The organism is Nakamurella flava (assembly GCF_005298075.1).
Classification (GTDB): domain Bacteria; phylum Actinomycetota; class Actinomycetes; order Mycobacteriales; family Nakamurellaceae; genus Nakamurella; species Nakamurella flava.
This window is the reverse complement of record NZ_SZZH01000002.1, coordinates 89443-107063: the sequence shown is the minus strand read 5'-3', so window position 1 is coordinate 107063 and position 17621 is coordinate 89443. Positions and strand designations below refer to the sequence as shown.

The window sequence follows — 17621 nt, the reverse complement described above, 5'->3', positions numbered from 1 at the left end:
CACCATCGACGGTATGGGGCCACGCCACGCATGACCGCCCGCCGTCGGATCACCGTCGCCGATCGCCGTCGGGCGCTCGTCGCGCGCCAGCACGTCGGCCGGCCGTTCGGCGGTGGGATCGTCGAGCTGGTCGATGATCTCGTCGCCCTGCACGCCACCGACCCGGCCAGCGTCCACCTGTCGGTCGCGGCCCGCCGACCGGGCACCGGCGGGCATGAGCTGGCCGAAAGTCTCTACGGGCGCCGCGATCTCGTCCGGATGATGGGGATGCGGCGGACGTTGTTCATCGTCCCGCGGGCCCTGGCCCCCATCGTCCAGCACTCCAGTGCCGACGCCGTCGCGGTCCGCATCCGCCGGTCGCTGGTCAAGGACCTGGCGCCCGTCGTGCCCGCGGCGGATCGCTGGCTGGCCGACGTGGAGGACGCGGTCGTCGAACGGCTGGTCACCGACGGCGACGCCACCGCCACCGCCCTGGTCGGCCACGAGCCGCGACTGGGCACCCGGATCGGAGACCCGGACGGCCGGTACGGGGCGGTCGCCATCACCAGCCGGGTGCTCACTGTGCTCGGCGCTCAGGGGCGCATCGTCCGCGGCCGTCCGGGGGGCGGCTGGACAGCCAGCCGTTACGCCTGGTCGGCGATGTCCCGGTGGTTCCCGGACGGACTGCCCCGACTCGACCCGGACACCGCGCGGGTCGAGTTGCTCCGCCGCTACCTGGACCGGTTCGGCCCGGTCACGCCGACCGACGCGGCGTGGTGGACCGGCTGGTCCCTGACCGATACCCGCCGGGCCATGGCCGCGCTCCCGGTCGAGGAGGTCGATCTGGGCGACGGGCAGGTCGGTCTCGTCCTCGCCGATCTCCCGCCGGACGTCGACGACGGCGGCCCCGCAGTGGCGCTGCTGCCCGCCCTCGACCCGACGCCGATGGGCTGGAAGGACCGCGACTGGTACCTGGGCCCGGATCTGCGGGCCACGTTGTTCGACCGGTCCGGCAACATCGGCCCTTCCGTCTGGTGCCGGGGCGAGATCGTCGGCGGGTGGAGTCAACGGGCCGACGGGGTCGTCGTCCACCGGTTGCTGCGTGACATCGGCGCGGCGGCACGGACGGCCGTGGCCGGGGAGGCGGAACGGTTGACCGGCTGGCTGGCGGGGACCCGGGTGACCCCCAAGTTCCGGACCCCGCTGGAACGGGAGCTGGCCAAGTCCTCCGTCACGGGCTGATCGCAACTCGGACAGCCGTCAACCGAAACCCGCAGAGATGCCCCAGAATCCACCGCGTGAACACGCCAGGTGACGGGCATATCGCATCCGTGAGCGATACCCCTCTGCTCGAGGCTCAGGGCATCTACAAGAGTTACGGCCATGTCGACGTTCTGCGCGGCGTCGACTTCTCGGTGCATCCCGGCGAGGTGACTGCGCTCATCGGCGACAACGGAGCCGGCAAGTCGACGCTGGTGAAGATCCTGTCCGGCGTCCAGTCGTTCGACGGCGGCGACATCGTCTACAAGGGCCAGTCCATCCGGTTCACGTCGCCGTTGCACGCCCGGGACCTCGGCATCGAGACCGTCTACCAGGACCTGGCGCTCGCGCCCGATCTCGGCCCGGCCGAGAACACGTTCGCCGGGCGGGAGATCATGAAGTCCGGTCTGCTGGGCCGGCTCGGGGTCATCGATAAGGCGGCGATGCGCAAGCGGGCGCTGGAGGCCTTCGTCTCCCTCGGTACCGACGTCAAGGACATGGACGCGCCGGTGGCCGCCCTGTCCGGTGGTCAACGCCAGAGCGTGGCCATCTGCCGGTCGGTCATGTGGGCCAACGACCTGGTCTTCATGGACGAACCCACCGCCGCGCTCGGCGTCCGGCAGACCCGCAAGGTCCTCGACGTCATCCGGCGGGTGGCCGACCAGGGGGTCGCCGTCGTGCTGATCAGCCACAACATGCCCGAGGTGCTGCAGGTGTCCGACCGGGTCCAGGTGCTGCGGATGGGCCGCCGTGTCGCCGAGTACCGACGCGGTGAGGCCGACGTGGAGACCCTCGTCGGAGCCATGACCGGTGCACTGGACGGGACGGCGGCATGACCAAGGCCATTCCCGACACCCAGGGCGCGGTGTCCGCGTCGCCGTCCGGTCCGGCCGGTGCCTCTGACCGGTTCGGGCGACTGCGCCGCCGGCTCTTCGGCAGCTCACCGCTGCTGATGACCGGTGTGCTGATCCTGCTGGTGATCTTCTTCTCGATCATGGCGCCGCAGGGCTTCCCGACGTTCGCCAACGCCCGGAACATCCTCATGGACATGGCGATCCTGCTGGTGATGGCCGTGGGCGTCACCTTCGTGATGGTCGCTGCCGGCTTCGACCTGTCAATCGGTTCGGTGCTGGTCTTCGGTCAGGTCTGCGCGGCCAAGGTGATGGGCGCCATGGGCGGGGACGGGATCGGCACCATGCTGGCCGGTCTCGCGGTGTCCGTCGGCGGCGGCGTCCTGTGGGGTCTGTTCAACGGGTGGTGCATCGCCAAACTCAAGGTGCCGGCGCTCATCACGACGCTGGGCACGCTCGGGGCGGCGCTGGGTGTCGCCTACCTGCTGACCAACGGCAACGACGTCCGCACCGTCCCGCGCATCCTGCGCACCTTCAACGCCCAGAACTTCCTCGGCCTGAAGTGGATCGTCTGGATCGCCCTGATCGTCGCCGTGATCGGCGGACTGATCCTGGCGTACACCAGGTTCGGCCGGCACACATACATCATCGGATCCAACGAGGAGACCGCCCGGCGCGCCGGCATCGACGTGCAGAGCCACCTCATCAAGCTGTATGCGATCACCGGGGCGCTGGCCGGACTGGCCGGCATGCTCTCGCTGATCCGTTACGGCACCACCACGATCGGCGGGCACGGCACCGACAGTCTCGCCGTCATCACCGGTGTCATCCTCGGCGGCACCAGCCTGTTCGGCGGCATCGGCATCGTCGCCGGCACCGTGGTCGGCCTGTCCATCCCCACCGTGCTCAACAACGGGTTCGTGGTGATGAACGTGCCGGCGTTCTGGCAGCAGGTGGCCATCGGTCTGATCCTGATCGCCGCGGTGTACGTCGACCAGCTCCGGCGCAAACGCCGCGACCAACCCTGACGTCCTTCCCTGCCCAGCGTTTCTCCCTCTCCGCGACCTGCCCCATCCACCCCCGAAGGAACCCCATGTTCACAGCACGACGACGCACCGCCCTCGCCGCGGCGATGCTCGCCGCCGCGCTCGGCCTGGCCGCTTGCAGCAGCGACAGCACCACCGGGTCCGGCTCCTCCGCGACCGGAACCCCGGCCGGCACCACCACCGCGGGCTCGACCACCGCGGGCAGCTCGTCCTCTGCGAGCGCCTCGGGCTCAGTGGCGGTCACCGGCGCGTCCGGTAGCGAGGTCTTCGCCACCCCCGACCCGAACCTGGCCGCCGGGAACGCCGCCGGCAAGAAGGTCGTCTACGTCCCGGGCCTGACCGGGGTGCCGTTCTACTCCTCGGTGTCCTGCGGCGCCAAGGCCGAGGCCGACCGGCTGGGCCTGCAGTTCACCACGCAGGGGGACCCGACGTTCGCCGTCGACAAGCAGACCGCGATCGTCAACGCCCTGATCGCCGACAAGCCCGACGCGATGATGATCTCGATCACCGACCCCGAGGCGATGATCGGCCCGCTGCAGGAGGCCAAGGACGCCGGCATCCAGGTCATCGGCATCGACGGCGACCTGACCGACGAGAGCGTCATGGCCACGAACATCCAGTCCGACAACATCATCGGCGGCCAGCTGGCCGCCGATGCGCTGGCCGCCGCCATCGGGCCGGACGGTGGCGAGGTGCTGCTGCTGAACCAGGCCGCCGGTTCGCTGATCGGTGACGCGCGCGCCAAGGGCTTCGAGGACCAGCTGGCCGCGAAGTACCCGAACATCAAGAGCCTGGGCCAGCAGTACACCCAGAACGCCGCCGACAAGGCCGCCAGCATCGTGTCCGCCGCCGCGACGTCCAACCCGAATCTCAAGGGCGTCTACACGATGAACACCAACAACACCCAGGGCGCCATCACCGGCATCGCCGAGGCGAACCGCACCGGCGACGTCAAGCTCGTCGGCTACGACACCTCCGACCCGATCGTCCAGGGCCTGCGTGACGGCGCCATCGACGGCGTCGTCGTCCAGTACCCGTACGGCGAGGGCGTCCTCGGCGTCCAGTCGGCCGTCAAGCTGCTCAACGGCGAGACCGTCGAGCGTCAGCAGACCACGCCGTTCGTCATCGCCACCAAGGACAACGTGGACGACCCGACGGTGCAGCAGTACATCTACAAGACGGATTGCTGAGCCCGCTCAGCCTCACGTCGCGCGAAGGCCGGTTCCCCTTCCGGGGGGACCGGCCTTCGCCGTGCCCGGGGACTCAGGGGCGGGCCACCACGATGCCGCCGGCCCCCGCTCCGGGGGTGTCCATGGCCACCAGCGCGTCGACCGCGCCGCCAAGATCGACGGTGGCGCCGACCAACTCCGCCGGCCGCAGCCGGCCCTGCTCGATGAGGGCCAGCATCGCCGGGTAGTCGGCGGCGGCCATACCGTGCGACCCGGCCACGCGGAGCTCCCAGGCGATGACCCGGTCCCAGGGCAGCGGCGCGCGGGCCGCGTCGCCGAACATCAATCCGATCTGCACGTGCACGCCTCGGCGCCGCAGGCTCAGCACCCCGGTCTCGGCGGTGGCCGCCGAACCCAGCGCGTCGACCGTGATGTGCGCCCCGCCGTCGGTGGCGGCGACGACCGCAGTCGCGACACCCTCCTGGGCGGCGGACGAGTCGACCGTCATGGCGGCCCCCAGCTCGCGAGCCCGGGACAGCGCGGTGGCGCTGACGTCCACGGCGGTGACCCGCGCGCCCAGCGCGACGGCGATCATGATCGCGGACAGCCCGACGCCGCCGCAGCCGAACACCGCGACCTCGGTGCCCGGACCCACCTCGGCGTGGGCGGTGAGCGCCCGGAAGGCGGTGGCGAACCGGCAGCCCAGGGCGGCGGCGGTCGTCATGTCCACGCCGTCCGGCAGGGGCACCAGGTTGGTCGCGGCGGCCCGCACCGCGACGTATTCGGCGAACGAGCCGAGATGGGTGAACCCGGGCTGGGTCTGGTCCGGGCACACCTGGGCCTCACCCAAGGCGCACCAGGCGCAGTGCCCGCAGCCGTTGACGAACGGGGCGGTGACCCGCGTGCCGACGCTGATTCCGGTCACGTCGTCGCCGACCGCGGCGACGGTCCCGGCGAATTCGTGCCCGGGGATCATCGGGAGCGGGACCGGGTCGTGGCCGCGCCAGGCATGCCAGTCCGACCGGCAGACCCCCGTGGCGGCCACCCGCACCAGCACCCCGTCTCGCGGGCACTCGGGCACGGGGACGGAAACGACCCGGGGGCGCTCCCCGACGGCGTCGTAGACAACGGCCGGCATGGTCGACGGGGGAGTCGCGGCGGGTGGCATCGGACCATCATCTCGTCGCTGACGCCGAGCCTCGGCACCCCGTCCAGCCGGTGACCGTGTGAACGCCCCTCGAGTCGGGAACGCTGTGCGGTTGACGAGCCGGGGCCGGATGACCCGCCGCGTCCCGGCGGAAGGACAGTCGAGTGACGGTGGCGGACCAGTTCCAGGCAGCGTTGTTACGCGCCAGGGACAGACCGGAACTGGCCGGACCGGGCGGCGAGGGCGCCCGCGTGGCCTGGGCGGCGGCCGAGGTTCTCCAGGCCGACGGTGCAGGGGTGGGCCTGTCCGTCGACCAGATGCTGCGCCTGCCATGGGGAGCGAGCGACGAGGTAGCTGCGGTGGCGGAACAACTGCAATTCACCGCCGGCCAGGGACCCTGCCTGGACGCGTTCGCCGGTGGTGAGGCGGTAATGGCTAGCCGACTGATCATCTCGCGATTCTGGCCGGGGTTCGCCGAACCCTTCCTGTTGCGCACACCGTTCCGCTCGGTGTTCGCCATCCCCATCGACGGCATCGGGGTGCTCGACGTCTACTTCTGTCAGGAGCAGGGGGCTCTCGCGGTCGACGTGGGAGCCGCGACGGAGGTGGCCCGCCAGGTGTGGCAGGCCGTCACCGACAACGACGCCCTGATGGTCATCGACCCGAGAAGCGGCACGCCCGCTGCCGTCGGCGGACGGCGCGCCCAGGTGCCTGTCGCTGTCGGCATCCTGGTCGCTGCGCTTCACGTGACCGCGCCCGACGCCCTGGCCATCCTGCGTGGGCACGCGTTCGCCGGTGACCGTTCCGTCGACGACGTCGCCGCCGACATCGTCGACGGCACGCTGGGTCCGCACCTGTGGGAGTGAGACTGCGTCGCGCGGCTGTCCTGGGTCGGGCGTCAGCGCAGGGCGGCCGCCACTGGGCACCGGAACGGATCCCGGCCGGAACGGCCGACGCGGTTCAGGTGAGCGGCGACGACCAGCCAGGCCCGCAGGATCGTGACCTGCTGGTAGCAAATCTCGTGTTGTCGGCAGTACTCCTGCACTACCGGGCGGACGCGCCGCAGGTTGGGGCGCGGCATGCTCGGAAAGAGGTGGTGCTCGATCTGATAGTTCAACCCGCCCATGGCCAGGCTGGCCGCCCGGCCACCACTGATGTTGCGGGACATCAGCACCTGGCGCCGCAGGAAGTCCAGCTTGGCTCCGGAGGGCAGCACCGGCATCCCGATGTGGCTCGCGGCGAACGACATCCCCAGGTACACGCCGGTCACGGCCAGTTGCACGCCCAGGAAGGCCATGGCCATGCCCAGGGGCATCAGCCACACGAGGATGGCCGGGTAGCCCACGAGTCGCACCGCGATCACGGTCAGTTCGGTTCGACGGCGATGCAGGTCTCGTCGAGTCAGCAGGGCCTGCGCGCTCTGGACGTGCAGATTGAGCATTTCGACGACGAGCAGCGGAAAGAACCACCACCCCTGCCGTTCGTGCAGTAGCCGGCCCACTCGGGAACGGGGCAGTTGGGCCGCCGGATAGAAGTGGACGATCGACGGAGCGATATCGGTGTCCTTACCGATCTGGTTGGGCGCCGCGTGATGTCGGGTGTGCTTGGCGTTCCACCAGGCCAGGCTGACGCCGGCGATCCCCGTGCCCATCACCAGGGCGGCGATCTCGTTCGCCCGAGGCGACGTGAAGATCTGTCGGTGAGCGGCGTCGTGGCTGAGGAAGATGATCTGGGTGAGGACCACCGCCAGCCCAGCGGCCAGGGCGAGTTGGGCCCAGTGGTGGCCGAGCAGAACGGCGCCGACGATCACCGCGGCCAGTGCGGATGCCAGCACCACTCCCTTGATGGCGTAGTACACGTGCCGCCGGCGCAGCAGGCCCAGGCCCTGGACGGTGGCCAGCAACTCCGAGTACTCGGTCGGAGGTCGGCGTGTACGGGCGGGCGGCGAGGCGCCCTCCGTTCGGACGGTCATTCCGACACCGTGGCCGTCGCCGCGCGGGAGTGCGGTTCCGCGCGGAGCGACGCCCCCTCGCGGAGGCTGTCGCGTTGCAGCGCAGCGAGTGTCACGTCCGGGTCGGCGGCCATCCGCAGCATTGCCTCGGCGGTGTCGGTGGGGGTGCCGGGCGGGATGACGGCCAGCGTGACGACATCGCGGCGGGTTCCGACGGCGTGCACGGTGGCGGCGGGGGTACGTGACCGGAAACCGTCCAGCCGCACGCGGCGTCCGCCGGCGAGTAGACGCCGTTCGGCCGGGGACCAGTCGGCCAGGTCGTACGACAGTCTCTCGACCGGCCCGATCCGTTCGGTCAGTACGGCCAGCAGACCGGGCAATTCGTCGGCCAACACGTCCGAGCGTGGCCACCAGGCGCCGTCGACCTGACCGGTGGTCCGTCCGGGATCGTGAAGGGTGAGCCGGGGAGCGGCATCAGGGGAGGTGTCGGAGGGTTTTTCCTGCAGTCGAACGAATCCGGTCATAGCCGGCGTTCCCGTCCCCGCCCCGTTCGCTGGGGGCGGCAGTATTCGTGCCTGGCCAGCGACGTCGGTGACCGACGTACGAGAAACTCCCCAGCAATCTCGATCTTACTCCGACATACCGGACAGCGTCCGGCGATGTCGTCCCAGCGACCTGGGCAAGTGCCGTAGACCGTGACTGCTCACCACCAAGCTCGCTCCGCGACCGCACTAGTCTCGGCCTGCAACTGCTGCTCGGGGGTGAGGGGACGACCTGGTCGACAGTGAGGTGGCGTGACGCGTTTCCCGCTCGCACAGTCCCGGACACCTCGAGCGATGACTCTCAGACCGGGAAGCTCGCGGTCGCGAACCATCGACCGTCGGGCGCCTGCTCGCAGACATTGATGTCCTGGTCGTGATGCCCCGGGTGTCCGTCGGTCTGGACGGTGACCCACAGTGCACCGTCAGCGTGGGGGCTCGGTGCGACCGAGATGACATGGGCGCGGGCCGCCGGGCAGGAACGCCAGGTGTCGAGAGCTGCTTCTTCGGGAGTGTCGAACAACGAAGAGACCTCCATCGGATCGCAAGGCGGCGTCATTGAAGCGACAGTACGGACGGAGCGCAGTTTCTCCGGCGCTCATTTCCGGCGTTGGCAGTGATGACCGGTCGGCCCGACGGTGCTCCGGCTTGACCTTGACCGTGCGTCATGGTTTTGCATGGATCGCATGCGTATCGGAGAGCTGGCTCGACTCGTCGGGGTGTCGCCCCGCACCGTCCGGCACTATCACCGCGTCGGTGTACTTCCCGAGCCCATCCGTTCTGCCAACGGGTATCGCGAGTACAGCGTGTCGGATGCCGTTCTGTTGGTGCGAGCGCGACGGCTGGTGGCCGTCGGTCTGGCGTTGGAAGACATCGCCGACGTTCTCGCCGGAGAGCGCGGTCTCGGACTGGACGAACTTCTCGCCGAAGTGATGGACGACCTCGACCGTCGCGAGCGGGAACTTCAGGAACAGCGAGAACGCGTGGTGGAGTTGCGGTCCCGGGTGGACGCGTCGGTAGCGACGGGTGACGCACTCGACCCGGCGGGCCTTGTCGAATTCTTCGACGCCGTCCGCGGCGCAGGCACCGGCACCGCGACGATGGACAAGGACCGCCAGTTCCTGTCGGTGTTGCCGGGTGCGGCGGCAGCGCAGGTGTCGGACATGCTGGCCGATGCGGCGGCCGACGATCAGGCCGCCGCTCGGCTGGCCTTCCTCTACGAGCGTTTCGATGCTGTGGCCGACGGACCACTACCGGGACCGGAACTGATCGCCGAACTGTCCACCGGGATCCTCGCCGCGCTTCCCGCCCCGCTGGTGGAGCAGGCCGAGGCGGAACTCGCCACGGGAGCGACCACCGACCTGACGTGGATCACCGGTGAACTCTCGCCCGGTCAACAACTGGTGATCGACGCCCTCATCGCCCTCCTCCGCGGCAGCGGCTCCGTCGTATGAGGGGCCGGCTCGATCGCCGGCGACGGTGGCGGCCCGTGACGATTCTGCCGTCGCAGGCAGTCGTCCTGACCGCGGTCCTGGCCGGTGTTCGCCTCGAAGGCCGCATCTGGCGGGGACTCGTGAGGGGTGTCCTGCGTCGACCGGACGTTCCGGAACGGTCGGTGCCGTTCACGCACCACCGGACGCTGGCCCCGGTCCGATGGATCGGGATGGGCGTCCTGGTTCTCGAAGTCGGGGTGGTTCACCTGCTGATGCCCAGCGGACCCGTCCGTCTGGTTCTGCTGGCGTTGGGTGTGTACAGCCTGATCTGGGTCCTCGGCTACCTCCTCGGATCCGGCCCCGTCCGCCCGCACCTGGTCAGCCGCACGGCCGTGGTCATCCGGAACGGGTTGAGCACAGAGGTGAGCGTGCCCGCCGACCTCATCGAGTCGGTCCACGTCGACCGGCAGAGTCGTCCCCGGATGGCCAGCCTTCAATGCCAGGACGACGTCCTGCACGTCGTGGACAACGGCGGGACCGCTCTGCACCTCGCGCTGACCAAGCCGTTGTGCGTCGTGCTGCCCCGCGGGCGCACGGCGCAGGTCACCGACATCCGCATCTGGGTCGACGAACCACGCGAGATGGCCGACGCCATCCGACGGGTCTCGATGTCCGGGGCGGCGAAGTAGGGAGCGGCGGCAGTGCGCCTCAGGGGGAACGAGGGGACCCAAGACCCGTGGGGGTCCGCGACAGCCGCGTCGTCATGGTGCTGCCGCGAAGTCATGGTGGTACCGGATACGCGACAGCCGCCATGTCTCTGTGAGGCATGGGGCGGCATGGCCGCAATAGAAAGGCCGCCCGACGCGGGAGGCACCGGGCGGCTGTCTGACGTTCACAGGTGACGATCCCCGGACAGTGCGCCTCTCGGCACGAGGCCGCTCGCGGCGGCGAAGGGGTGGTACCCGGGGCATGTACCGGGAGACCGTCGGTCCTGTAGGGCGACGATCCCCGGACAGTGCGCCTCTCGGCACGAGGCCGCACGTAGCGGCAAAAGGGGTGGTACCCGGGGCATGTACCGGAGACCGTCGCTGGCTACAACCATGCCACTCCTGCGGACCTTCCCCGACCACGTTGTGAGCCCGGTCACCCACGATTCGGTCCTTCGGGGAGCGTCGACCGCACGCCTGCGGCAGCCTGGACGGCATGACGAACGCCGACCAACCCGGAGCTGCGCCCGTGTCCCGTCCGGCTGCGTCGGCCGCGGTCACCCCGCTGGGCTGGCGCTACCTGCTCAACCGGGTTCGCGCGATCGTCCCGGTGACTTCGCTGGACGAGGCGGTGCGGGTGGCCGCGGTCGCCGCGGGGGCCGCAACGGACACGACCGGACGCCTGACCATCGACCTGCGGGACGACCGGGTGGCGCTGACGGTCGTCGACCGGCGCGCCGGCCGCCTGACCGAGACCGACCTCGCCGTGGTGCGTTCGGTCACCACGGCCTTGACCGACGCCGGATTCGTCCCCGGCCCGACCGGCGACAGCGCCGCCCAACTGACCGAGATCGCCATCGACGCGCTCGACATCCCCGCTGTACGGCCGTTCTGGCGTACGGTCCTGGCCTACGTCGACGACCCGACGGACTCCCCGGTCGACGGCGGGCTGATCGATCCGACCGGGCTCGGACCGGCGCTGTGGTTCCAGCAGATGGACGCGCCCCGCGGGCAGCGCAACCGCATCCATCTCGACGTCGACGTGCCCCACGACCACGTGGACGAGCGGATCGCTGCGGCCGTGGCCGCCGGCGGAACCCTGCTCTCCGATGCGCACGCCCGCGCCTTCTGGGTACTGGCCGACGCCGAAGGCAACGAGGTCTGCCTGTGCACCTGGCAGGACCGGGAACGCCCCGCCGCCCCGTCCACCGCCGTCGACTGAACCGCCGACACCGGTCTGCCACGATGCTGGGGTGCCCCTGACCATCGAGGACGTCGACGCTGCGGCAGTCCGCATCGCCGGCCGCACCCGACCGCTGACCGTCCTGCCGACCGATCGTCCCGACCGGTGGTTCGCCGCTGAGTTCCTGCAGCACACCGGGACGTTCAAGGCCCGCGGCGCGGTGAACCTGCTGGCGGCCCATCAGGAGGCGGGCGGCCTCCCGGCTGCCGGGGTGGCCATCGCCTCCGGCGGTAACGCCGGGTTGGCCTGCGCGTGGTCGGCGGCCGAGATCGGGGTGCCGGCGGCGGTTTTCCTGCCGGCAACCGCGCCGCCGGTCAAGGTGGCCAAGCTGCACACCTACGGCGCCCACGTCGTCCAGGTCGGTGACCGGTACGCCCAGGCGGCTGCCGCCGCGCGGGAGTACATCCGCGCGACCGGCGCCCTGGCCTCCCACGCCTACGACGATCCGCTGGTCGCCGCCGGGGCCGGCACGTTGATGCAGGAGATCCTGGCCCGCACCCCGGGCGGGGTAGACACCGTGGTCGTCTCGGTCGGGGGCGGTGGTCTGCTGGCCGGGTTGGCCACGGTCGCCGCCGGTCACGGCGTCCGGGTCGTCGCGGTGGAGCCGGTCGGGAGCCAGGCCTTCGCCGCCGCCCTCGCCGCCGGTGAGCCGGTGGAGGTGGACGTGCAGTCGGTGGCGGCCGACGCGTTGGGTGCGACCACGGCGACCCGACTCGCCCTGGACGCCGCCGCCAGCGGATCGGTCACGTCCGTGCTGGTGGACGACGCGGCGATCGTCGCCGCCCGCCGCCGGCTGTGGGAGGACCACCGGCTGGTGGTCGAGCACGCTGCGGCGACCGCGCAGGCGGCGCTCGACTCCGGCGCCTATCGGCCGCAGCCGGGGGAGCGGATCGTGACCGTGTTGTGCGGGGCCAACACCGACCCGTCCGATCTGGTCGGTCGCCCGAGCTCGTGAGGGAGTGAGAACGCTCTAGGGCCGGCGGCCCAGCGCGATGAGCTGATCGACCGGGGCGAAGTCGTCGGTCAACGGGTCCGCCCCACGCACGAACGCGTCGAGGGCGTCGCCCTCGGTCAGTTCGGCAGCCACCCCGCCCGCGGCGACCGCCGCTGCGTTCGCCCCGCGGATACCGGCGGCGTCGATGGGGCCATTCGATCCGATCAACACCAGGTTGCCGCCCGACTGGCCGGCCACCCGTCCCGGGACAGCCAGCACGGCGACGTGTTCGAAAACCGATTGCAGGGTGGCGGTCTCGGCGCGGGCGAACCCGAACGGCGGATAGTCGATGACGTTCAGGACGTAGACGCCGTCCGGTCGCATCACCCGCTCGACCTGCTCGGTCCACTCGACCGTCGTCAGGTGCCAGGGCACCGAGAGTCCGCCGAAGGCATCCCCGAACACCATGTCCGCCGACGCGGACGGCTCGTTCCGCAGCCCCAGCCGGGCGTCCCCCGTCGTCACCGTCAGGTCGTCGGACAGTGCGAGACCGAGCTGCTGCTCGGCGATGTCGACGAGCGCGGGATCCAGTTCCAGCACCCGGCTGACCGAACCCGGGTGGGTCACCTCCAGCCACCGGGGCAGGCTGAACCCGCCGCCGCCCACGTGCACCACGTCCAGCGGGCCGCCGTCGGGCGCCTTGGCCGTGGCCACCTCGGCGAACAGCTGGGCATAGCCGAAATCCAGCCGGGCCGGGTCGTCCGGGTGCACGCAGCTGTGCCGGACGGTGTCCAGGTACAGGGTCAGCCCGTCCGGACAACCGGCCAGGTTCGGCACGACCCGGGCGCAGAAGTAGGCCGACTCCCGCTCGCACGGGTCCAGCGCCGCGTTCACCCCGATCGCGCCGGCCCCACCGACCGCGGCCACGCCGACCACCGCCGCCGCCAGTGCGCCCGGGAAGCCGGCCCGCCGGGACCGGCGCCGGGCCACCTCGACGACCACCCCGCTGAGCAGGAGGGCTACGCCGACTCCGACGATGATCGGCGTCGTCGGCCACGTCGCCACCAGGACGAACCCGGTGGCGAACGTCCCCACGATGGCACCGGCCGTGCCCAGGGCCGAGATGCGGCCCACCGTCGAGCCTGTCGTGCGGAGGTCCGCCAGCTGCATCTTCACCACCGTCGGCGGGACGGCGGACAGCACCGCGGCCGGCGCGAAGAACGCCAGCGTCACCAGGATGACCACGGCGGTCGGGCCGGTGCCGATCGGCAGCCCGCCGACCAGCCGCACGATCGGCACGATGGTCAGCGACAGTCCGCCGCCCAGCACCAGGATCGGGCCGAGCAGCCCGCCCGGGTCGTACCGGTCGGCCAGTCGACCACCCAGCCACGTACCGAACGCGATGGCCGCCAGGATGGTGCCGATGATCCCGGTGTAGGTGGCCAGCGTGACGCCCACGTACGGGGCGAGCAGCCGAGCGGCCAGGATCTCCAGCACCAGCACCGCGGCGGACGTTCCGAACACCAGCGCGCCGGCGGTGACAGGTCTCATGCCCCCTTGCTACCAGGCCGGCGCCCCGGCTCAGGCGCCCAGGCCGTGGTAATGCATGACGTGCTTGATCCGGGTGTAGTCCTCGAACCCGTACATCGACAGGTCCTTGCCGTAGCCGGACTTCTTGAACCCGCCGTGCGGCATTTCCGCGACCAACGGGATGTGGGTGTTGATCCACACGCACCCGAAGTCCAGCTGCGCCGACATCCGCGCCGCCGTGTCGATGTTCGTCGTCCAGACCGACGACGCCAGACCGTATTCCGTGCCGTTGGCCGCCCGGAGGGCTTCAGATTCGTCGGCGAACTTCTGCACGGTGATGACCGGGCCGAAAACCTCGGTCTGCACGATCTCGTCGTCCTGGTGCACGCCGGCGACGACGGTCGGCGGATAGTAGAAGCCGGGACCGTCGATCCGCGTTCCACCGGCGGTGACGTCGGCCGACTGGGCGGCCCGCTCGACGAGCCCGGCGATGTGGTTGAGCTGGTTCGCGTTGTTGATCGACCCGTAGAGCACGTCCTCGTCGTCCGGGGCGCCGGTCCGGGTCTCCTTGGCCTTGGCGGTCAGCGCGGCGACGAAGTCGTCGTAGATGCCGGCCTGGGCGATGACGCGGGTCGCCGCGGTGCAGTCCTGCCCGCCGTTGAAGTAGCCGGCGGTGGCGATGCCCTCGACCGCGGCCTCGATGGACGCGTCGTCGAAGACCACGACCGGGGCCTTGCCGCCGAGCTCCAGGTGCGAGCGGGTCAGGTTCTTGGCCGCCGCGGTCGCGACCGCGATGCCGGCCCGGGTCGACCCGGTGATCGACACCAGGGCCGGGGCCGCATGGGAGGTCAGGGCGGCGCCGGTGTCGCGGTCACCGCAGACCACGTTGACCACGCCCGGCGGGTAGAACTCCTGCAGCGCGTTGACCATCCACACCGTCGACGCCGGGGTGGTGTCGGACGGCTTGATGACCACCGAACACCCGGCGGCCAGGGCCGGGGCGAGCTTCCAGACCGCCATCATCATCGGGTAGTTCCACGGCGACACCTGGCCGACGACTCCGACCGGCTCCCGGCGGATCGACGAGGTGTGGCCGCGCAGGTACTCGCCGGACGACCGGCCCTCCAGCACCCGGGCGGCGCCGGCGAAGAACCGGAGCTGATCGACCATCGGGCCGATCTCCTCCGACATCGTCAGCCCGGACGGCTTGCCGGTGTCCTGCACCTCGACGGCGACCAGCTCCTCGGCGTTGGCCTCGACGTGGTCGGCGAACTTCAGCAGGCCCAGCTGACGTTCGGACGGGGTGGCCCATCGCCAGGTCTCGTACGCCTTCGACGCTGCCGCGTAGGCCCGGTCGACGTCCTCGGCCGCCGACTGCGGGGCGGTCGCGTAGACGGCGCCCGTCGTCGGGTCCAGGACGTCCATCGTCGAGCCGTCCGCCGCCGGCACCGGCTGGCCGCCGATGATGTTCGTGAAGGTCTTCTTCGCCTCGGTCTGCCCAGTCATGGCCAGACGATAGCCCCGTCCGCCCCTTCGGGGAGGGGAACGTCACCCGGTCTGGATCGGCCGGATCTACCGATCTAGGGTGTGCCGATCATCCGGGTTACACCGCTGAATGGTGAGAGTCTTATGTCGATCACGCCGCCCCACCCCGAATCGTCCGGCACTTCTGCTCAACCGCAGATCGACAAGGGCCTGGCCGGCGGCTCGGTCGGCCTGCTCGGCGGGACAGTCCTGGGCATCTCCAGCGTCGCCCCGGCCTACACGCTGACCGCCACGATCGGTCTGGTCGTCGCGGCCGCCGGGGTCAAGATCCCGATCATCTTCATCGCCGGGTTCATCCCGATGTTCTTCGCCGCCTACGCCTACCGCGAGTTCAACCGGGTCGACCCGGACTGCGGCACCTCGTTCACCTGGACCACCCGGGCCTTTGGCCCGTACGTCGGCTGGCTCGGCGGGTGGGCCGCGATCCTCGCGACCATCATCGTGTTGACCAACCTGGCCGGCATCGGCGTGCAGTTCTTCTACCAACTGCTCGGCAGCCTGTTCCACAACGACGATCTGGCGAACCTCTACACCAACCGGCCGGTCAACGTGTTGACCTGCCTGGTGTTCCTGGCCGCCGCCACCTGGGTCGCCTATCGCGGCATCACCACCACCGAGAAGGTGCAGTTCGTCCTGGTGACCTTCCAGATGATCGTCCTCATCTGGTTCGCGGTGGCGGCGTTCACCCAGGCCGGCGGGCCGGACGACCCGAACGGCATCTCGTTCTCGTGGGACTGGTTCAACCCGTTCACCGGACTGACCATGTCAGCCTTCGTCATCGGACTCTCGGCATCGATCTTCTCGTTCTGGGGGTGGGACACCGCCCTGACCGTCAACGAGGAATCCAAGGATGCCGACAAGACCCCGGGTCGGGCGGCGATCCTCTGCGTGATCTCCATCCTGCTGACCTATCTGCTGGTCTCGATCTCCGCGTTGATGTACGCCGGCGACGGCACCGGCGAACTGGGCCTGAACAACGAGGACATCCAGAGCAACGTTTTCGGCGCCCTGGCCGGGCCGGTGATGGGGGAGCCCTGGAACAACCTGCTGTTTCTCGCCGTGCTCGCGTCGTCGGCGGCCAGCCTGATGACGACCTTCCTGCCGACCACCCGGACCATGCTCGGAATGGCCGCCTACGGGGCGTTGCCGCCGCGCTTCGCCCGGATCCACCCGAAGTACCTGACCCCGGGATACGCCACCGTGGTCGCCGGCATCGTTGCCGGCGTCTTCTATGCGGTGATGTGGTTCCTGTCCCAGAACGTCCTGGACGACACGATCCTCGCGCTGGGCCTGATGATCTGCTTCTACTACGGGTTCACCGCCATCGGCTGCGTCTGGTATTTCCGCAAGGACGCCTTCACCAGCCTGAACGCCTTCACGTTCAAGTTCCTGCTGCCGTTGCTCGGCGGCATCGGACTGTGGTTCGTCTTCTTCGTGACCCTGCGCGACAGCCTCAGCCCCGACTACGGCAGCGGCTCCTCCGTCGGCGGGGTGGGTCTCGTCTTCGTCATCGGCGTCGGGTTGATCGTCCTCGGCGCGGTCCTCATGCTCGTCCTGCGGGCCCGGCAGCCGGCGTTCTTCCGTGGGGAGACGCTCCGTAAGGACACGCCGTCGTTGATCGTGCCGGAGTAGGCGCGCGGCTGACTGCGGACTCGATTGCTTCGCTGACCCAGCCGGGGACCCTTCGCGGGACCCGTGGGAAGTCGGTACGCACATAAGGGTTGTATGGCCAGCTTGTTCCGCGTTTCAGCTGATCAGCCGGTGGCCAGGTCGCATAATGTTCGATTATGCAGGGCTAGATATGCCCCATGTGCGCTAAGTAGCCCCAGGACCGGTGATCCCCGGTCTCATCTTTGATTTGTCCGATTCGCGGGGAACAGCGCTGGTCACAGCATCGGTTCGTACCCGGAGTGGTCAGGAACCGTGGCTGTGGACGATGGCGGGTCGGTGTGCCTGCCGCCGCTGGCACCGGGTCGGCGAGGATGCGCCGACCCGGCACCGACGTTGGGCTCAGGTGCGGTGGTGCCGGTCGTGGACGTTCTGCAGGACGACGGTGAGCGTGCCGACGGTGATCGCGCAGCCGGCGCCGTAGGCCGGGTAGATGACTGCGATGGTGATCAACGGGATCGCCACCAGCAGCAGGATGATCAGCAGGATCGCGGTGCGGCGGCGGGGAGCGGTCGGTCGGGCCGGGGTGCGCCCCGCGTCATTAGTGGCGGTCATGACGGGTGTCTCCGATCTTGCGGTGGGGCGTTCTGTCAACCAGCCGGCCGGCTCAGTAGGACCA

16 protein-coding genes are annotated in these 17621 nt (G+C 70.1%); 10 read left to right on the top strand and 6 right to left on the bottom strand.

Features of this window, described 5'->3' with window-relative positions:
* The first annotated feature begins 30 nt into the window (after window positions 1–30).
* The 4 genes from FDO65_RS11565 to FDO65_RS11550 all read left to right on the top strand — a co-directional run bounded on the left by FDO65_RS11565 (window position 31) and on the right by FDO65_RS11550 (window position 4326).
* A complete protein-coding gene (locus FDO65_RS11565; RefSeq protein WP_137449876.1) occupies window positions 31–1221 on the top strand; it encodes a winged helix DNA-binding domain-containing protein in 1191 nt (396 codons plus the stop codon).
* An 89-nt stretch (window positions 1222–1310) separates the two neighbouring features.
* On the top strand, window positions 1311–2075 hold the full coding sequence (locus FDO65_RS11560) for an ATP-binding cassette domain-containing protein (RefSeq protein WP_137449875.1): 765 nt from the start codon (window positions 1311–1313) through the stop codon (window positions 2073–2075).
* Complete coding sequence (locus tag FDO65_RS11555) at window positions 2072–3118, top strand: ABC transporter permease (RefSeq protein WP_137449874.1); 1047 nt, start codon at window positions 2072–2074, stop codon at window positions 3116–3118. The genes FDO65_RS11560 and FDO65_RS11555 overlap by 4 nt, the downstream gene beginning before the upstream one ends.
* Before the next feature lie 65 nt (window positions 3119–3183).
* Window positions 3184–4326, top strand: coding sequence for an ABC transporter substrate-binding protein (locus FDO65_RS11550; RefSeq protein WP_137449873.1), 1143 nt, complete (start codon window positions 3184–3186; stop codon window positions 4324–4326).
* 73 nt (window positions 4327–4399) lie between these two features.
* Here the strand turns inward: FDO65_RS11550 and FDO65_RS11545 are convergent, their stop codons facing one another.
* Window positions 4400–5443 carry a zinc-dependent alcohol dehydrogenase family protein gene (locus tag FDO65_RS11545; RefSeq protein ID WP_137449920.1) on the bottom strand — a complete coding sequence of 348 codons (1044 nt, stop codon included), beginning with the start codon at window positions 5441–5443 and terminating at the stop codon, window positions 4400–4402.
* Between the two features lie 173 nt (window positions 5444–5616).
* Here FDO65_RS11545 and FDO65_RS11540 point away from each other — a divergent pair, with 173 nt between their 5' ends.
* Window positions 5617–6318, top strand: coding sequence for a GAF and ANTAR domain-containing protein (locus FDO65_RS11540; protein WP_137449872.1), 702 nt, complete (start codon window positions 5617–5619; stop codon window positions 6316–6318).
* A 32-nt stretch (window positions 6319–6350) separates the two neighbouring features.
* On the opposite strand, the gene FDO65_RS11535 is transcribed toward FDO65_RS11540, so the two are convergent.
* Complete coding sequence (locus FDO65_RS11535) at window positions 6351–7424, bottom strand: fatty acid desaturase family protein (protein ID WP_137449871.1); 1074 nt, start codon at window positions 7422–7424, stop codon at window positions 6351–6353.
* A complete protein-coding gene (locus FDO65_RS11530; protein WP_205849986.1) occupies window positions 7421–7927 on the bottom strand; it encodes a DUF5994 family protein in 507 nt (168 codons plus the stop codon). Before FDO65_RS11530 ends, FDO65_RS11535 begins: the two co-directional genes overlap by 4 nt.
* A gap of 692 nt (window positions 7928–8619) precedes the next feature.
* Between FDO65_RS11530 and FDO65_RS11525 the strand changes: the two genes are divergently transcribed.
* The 4 genes from FDO65_RS11525 (at window position 8620) to FDO65_RS11510 (ending at window position 12280) form a co-directional block, all read left to right on the top strand.
* Window positions 8620–9396 (top strand): MerR family transcriptional regulator, encoded by a 777-nt coding sequence (locus FDO65_RS11525; protein WP_338101048.1) that lies wholly within the window; start codon window positions 8620–8622, stop codon window positions 9394–9396.
* Between the two features lie 35 nt (window positions 9397–9431).
* Complete coding sequence (locus FDO65_RS11520; RefSeq protein ID WP_137449869.1) at window positions 9432–10064, top strand: hypothetical protein; 633 nt, start codon at window positions 9432–9434, stop codon at window positions 10062–10064.
* 514 nt (window positions 10065–10578) lie between these two features.
* Window positions 10579–11304 carry a VOC family protein gene (locus FDO65_RS11515; protein WP_137449868.1) on the top strand — a complete coding sequence of 242 codons (726 nt, stop codon included), beginning with the start codon at window positions 10579–10581 and terminating at the stop codon, window positions 11302–11304.
* A 31-nt stretch (window positions 11305–11335) separates the two neighbouring features.
* Window positions 11336–12280 (top strand): serine/threonine dehydratase, encoded by a 945-nt coding sequence (locus tag FDO65_RS11510; protein WP_205849985.1) that lies wholly within the window; start codon window positions 11336–11338, stop codon window positions 12278–12280.
* A gap of 15 nt (window positions 12281–12295) precedes the next feature.
* Here FDO65_RS11510 and FDO65_RS11505 read toward each other — a convergent pair whose 3' ends face one another.
* Window positions 12296–13810, bottom strand: coding sequence for a fused MFS/spermidine synthase (locus FDO65_RS11505; RefSeq protein ID WP_137449866.1), 1515 nt, complete (start codon window positions 13808–13810; stop codon window positions 12296–12298).
* A 30-nt stretch (window positions 13811–13840) separates the two neighbouring features.
* Complete coding sequence (locus FDO65_RS11500) at window positions 13841–15295, bottom strand: gamma-aminobutyraldehyde dehydrogenase (protein WP_137449865.1); 1455 nt, start codon at window positions 15293–15295, stop codon at window positions 13841–13843.
* A 123-nt stretch (window positions 15296–15418) separates the two neighbouring features.
* Between FDO65_RS11500 and FDO65_RS11495 the strand changes: the two genes are divergently transcribed.
* Window positions 15419–16966, top strand: a complete 1548-nt coding sequence (locus tag FDO65_RS11495; protein WP_137449864.1) for an APC family permease — start codon at window positions 15419–15421, stop codon at window positions 16964–16966.
* 378 nt (window positions 16967–17344) lie between these two features.
* On the opposite strand, the gene FDO65_RS11490 is transcribed toward FDO65_RS11495, so the two are convergent.
* A complete protein-coding gene (locus tag FDO65_RS11490; RefSeq protein WP_137449863.1) occupies window positions 17345–17557 on the bottom strand; it encodes a hypothetical protein in 213 nt (70 codons plus the stop codon).
* Window positions 17558–17621: the final 64 nt, after the last annotated feature.

Excerpts from the sequence above, each read along its gene's own strand:
- FDO65_RS11505 (WP_137449866.1), bottom strand. The coding sequence starts at position 13,810 with ATGAGACCTGTCACCGCCGGCGCGCTGGTGTTCGGAACGTCCGCCGCG.
- FDO65_RS11530 (WP_205849986.1), bottom strand. The coding sequence starts at position 7,927 with ATGACCGGATTCGTTCGACTGCAGGAAAAACCCTCCGACACCTCCCCT.
- FDO65_RS11565 (WP_137449876.1), top strand. The coding sequence starts at position 31 with ATGACCGCCCGCCGTCGGATCACCGTCGCCGATCGCCGTCGGGCGCTC.
- FDO65_RS11495 (WP_137449864.1), top strand. The coding sequence starts at position 15,419 with ATGTCGATCACGCCGCCCCACCCCGAATCGTCCGGCACTTCTGCTCAA.
- FDO65_RS11525 (WP_338101048.1), top strand. The coding sequence starts at position 8,620 with ATGGATCGCATGCGTATCGGAGAGCTGGCTCGACTCGTCGGGGTGTCG.
- FDO65_RS11490 (WP_137449863.1), bottom strand. The coding sequence starts at position 17,557 with ATGACCGCCACTAATGACGCGGGGCGCACCCCGGCCCGACCGACCGCT.
- FDO65_RS11535 (WP_137449871.1), bottom strand. The coding sequence starts at position 7,424 with ATGACCGTCCGAACGGAGGGCGCCTCGCCGCCCGCCCGTACACGCCGA.
- FDO65_RS11500 (WP_137449865.1), bottom strand. The coding sequence starts at position 15,295 with ATGACTGGGCAGACCGAGGCGAAGAAGACCTTCACGAACATCATCGGC.
- FDO65_RS11515 (WP_137449868.1), top strand. The coding sequence starts at position 10,579 with ATGACGAACGCCGACCAACCCGGAGCTGCGCCCGTGTCCCGTCCGGCT.
- FDO65_RS11555 (WP_137449874.1), top strand. The coding sequence starts at position 2,072 with ATGACCAAGGCCATTCCCGACACCCAGGGCGCGGTGTCCGCGTCGCCG.
- FDO65_RS11550 (WP_137449873.1), top strand. The coding sequence starts at position 3,184 with ATGTTCACAGCACGACGACGCACCGCCCTCGCCGCGGCGATGCTCGCC.
- FDO65_RS11545 (WP_137449920.1), bottom strand. The coding sequence starts at position 5,443 with ATGCCGGCCGTTGTCTACGACGCCGTCGGGGAGCGCCCCCGGGTCGTT.